A 2759-nucleotide genomic window follows, 5' to 3' on the forward strand; every position below is an offset into this window, starting at 1 on the left:
TTCGAAACCGCTGAAAAATTCCCCGACGCTGCAGATACGCGCGTCACACCGCTTTTCCTTCAGTTTGCCTGACGTCAGCGCCAATGGGACAGTTTAGGTCGATTTGATAAGAGAGGGTTTCTGGCTCATCGTAACCGCCAAGGAGTGGATCTATGGACGCCCCCTGCGCAAGGTGTTTTTTGTGATGATGTTGACGGCATTGGATGCGTGAATCTATCCGGCCTTTGATTGAAGCATCTTTGCTCCTGGCCTCGATGGGATCCGCTGGTTTCAGTGCCTTCCAAGATGACCGGCCTTTCCTGGCCACCACTCCTTACAGGCTGTGAATTGCGGCCCCTGCCGTTACACCATCGTCTCGTCACCTCGCATTCTTAGAGCGCCAGTACTTTCCGGGCTGCCCGCTACGCCGCTTTGTAGCCTTCTCCGCTCCGCAAAATCGCCCAGGCAATGCGTGCTGTCTTGTTGGCGATAGCCACGAGCGTTTTGTTGTGACCTGCGCGTGCCAGCAAGCCCTGCGCCCATCTCGCGCGTTGATCATCACGATTGGCGATCCTGATCAGGACGGACCGGGCGCCGTGGATGAGCTGGCGCCGCAGGTATTGGTTGCCTCGTTTGCCTATGCCACCAAGCCGGGGCTTGCCGCCCGTCGTATATTGTCTGGGAACCAAGCCTATCCATGCCGCGAGTGCCCGGCCAGACGAAAAGTGTCGACCGTCATCAACGGCAGCGATCAAGGCGGTGGCGATCACAGGCCCGACGCCGGGGAGGGTTGCAAGACGTTTGCACCGCTCATCGGTCCGGCAGATCGCGATTAGCTTACGGTCGAGCTCAGCGACGTGTTTGTCCAACGCTTCGAATTCGGCGATAAGTGCGTTGAAGTTTTCCGTTGCCAGCGCTGACAACTTGGCCTCAGCGACGGCGTTTCTGATATCCTTTCGGAACCGAAAGGCACCGACTGGAATGACAACGCCATACTCCCCCAGAAGGCCCCGAATGTGATTAATCAATCCGGTCCGTTGTGTGATGAGACGATCACGTGTTCGATGCAGCATCTGCAAATCCTGTTGCTCCGTCGTCTTCACTGGGACAAATCGCATAGTCGGGCGCAGTGCGGCCTCATAGATCGCCTCGGCATCAACAGCGTCGTTCTTGGAGCCTTTGACAAACGGCATTACGAACCGCGGATGAACGAGGCGCACGGCATAGCCTTGCGCCTCAAACTGTCTGCCCCAGTGATGAGCGCTGGCACAAGCCTCCATGGCGACTGTTTCCGGGGAATACTCCTGAACGGCAGCGGCGAGTTTTGATCTGGTCACCTTCTTCGAGATTACCTCGCCCTCATTGGTGATTCCGTGGATGTGAAACGACTGTTTGCCTAAATCAATCGCAAGTAACTGCATTCTGTGAACTCCTTCTGCTTGATACGTCTGCCGAAAACTATCGGCATCGGTGCAAGGGGCGTCCATTCCATAAGATGAGAAAGAAATCCGGAACTAAGCCGAGCCACGGCGAGAAAGTTGTCAAAGACATCCGCCGTGCGACCCGCAGACAGTATTCCGCAGAAGAGATAAACAAATCCGAACGTGTAACGTTACGGCCAGACGGATGATCTCAGCACTTGTTTTGAAGTACTTGAATGGCAATCTCTTATTCATGGACCGAGGTTACGAAAGCCCTCATCCCGCCTCAAGATAAGTGCTTCTGGCAGGTCCCTTTGTTCGCTGCTGCAGTGCGGCTGCGATTTTTTTTGTGACACCGAGTGATGTAAATCCGGTAGTCCTCGAATTCCATTGATATGGAATAAAACGCCTTGCGCCGCGTTGTCGTCCCGAAAGCTGTTCAACCAGGGTGGAAACCGAAATGAAAAAGATCGCAAAGCTTCTCCTTCAGGTTTGCCTGATACTCGGTTTCTGGCTCCCTCTGGAACTGGCTTTGCCGTTTGAACCAAAACTATCTTTCGTCTCTGCAGCTTGGGCAGATGATGACGACGACGATGATGATGATGACGATGACGACGACGATGACAATGGCTCTGGTTCCCCGGGCGGTAGCGGATCGTCGGGAGAGCGACCCGGCAGCGGAGTCCTAGGGCAACTGTTCAACAGACCCCGACAAACCCAGGCTGTGCGGCCGACGGCTGTCGCTGCGCTTCCGACACAGGCATCTTCCGAAATTGTTGTCTCGGATGCCACGGCTGAAGATCTTGAACAACTCGTCTCCGAGGGGTTCACGATAAATGCCACTGTCAATCTGGACGCTGTGGACCGGGTTCTGACTCGTTTGTCTTTTCCTGAAGACTTGGATCTGGAGGCGGCCCGCGATCGGGTCCGGTCGCTGCCGTCGGGCAGCAATGCGGATTTTAATCATTTCTACCGGTTCGAACAAAACGAAACGCCTGAGACGGCCTCTGACAGCTGCTCGCATGAAAACTGTCCTGCCTGGGAGATGATCGAATGGCCAAAAATGGCGGAGACGGTCGGCGCCTGTTCTGTGCGTGTAACTGTTGGGATGATCGACACCGGAATCAATTCCAACCATGAAATCATGTCGAGCGCGCGGCTGGAACTGATACAGCTGTCGGATCAGTCTCTGGCTCCATCCAAAGCGATCCATGGGACGGCAGTCGCTTCTCTTATGGTCGGTGATCCGGAGAGCCGAGTTCCGGGTCTCATTCACGGCGCAGAAATCATAGCCGTCGATGCGTTTGCGCGCCAAGGCTCTGACGAACGCGCGGATCTGGTTTCACTGTTGCGGGGACT

At 55.3% G+C, this 2759-nt stretch carries 2 protein-coding genes and 1 pseudogene; 1 reads left to right on the forward strand and 2 read right to left on the reverse strand.

Features of this window, described 5'->3' with window-relative positions:
• Nucleotides 1-401 precede the first annotated feature (401 nt).
• Both ACR1XY_RS24285 and ACR1XY_RS24290 read right to left on the reverse strand, forming a co-directional pair.
• Complete coding sequence (locus ACR1XY_RS24285) at nucleotides 402-1400, reverse strand: IS110 family RNA-guided transposase (protein ID WP_170438367.1); 999 nt, start codon at nucleotides 1398-1400, stop codon at nucleotides 402-404.
• Between the two features lie 162 nt (nucleotides 1401-1562).
• Nucleotides 1563-1655 (reverse strand): annotated as a pseudogene (locus tag ACR1XY_RS24290) (IS6 family transposase); the annotation flags it as partial.
• Nucleotides 1656-1860: 205 nt separating this feature from the next.
• On the opposite strand from ACR1XY_RS24290, the gene ACR1XY_RS24295 reads away from it, so the two are divergent.
• Nucleotides 1861-2759 (forward strand): S8 family serine peptidase (locus tag ACR1XY_RS24295; protein WP_480597336.1); only part of this gene is annotated, 899 nt, incomplete at its 3' end.

This window comes from Ruegeria sp. AD11(2025) (genome assembly GCF_056542405.1).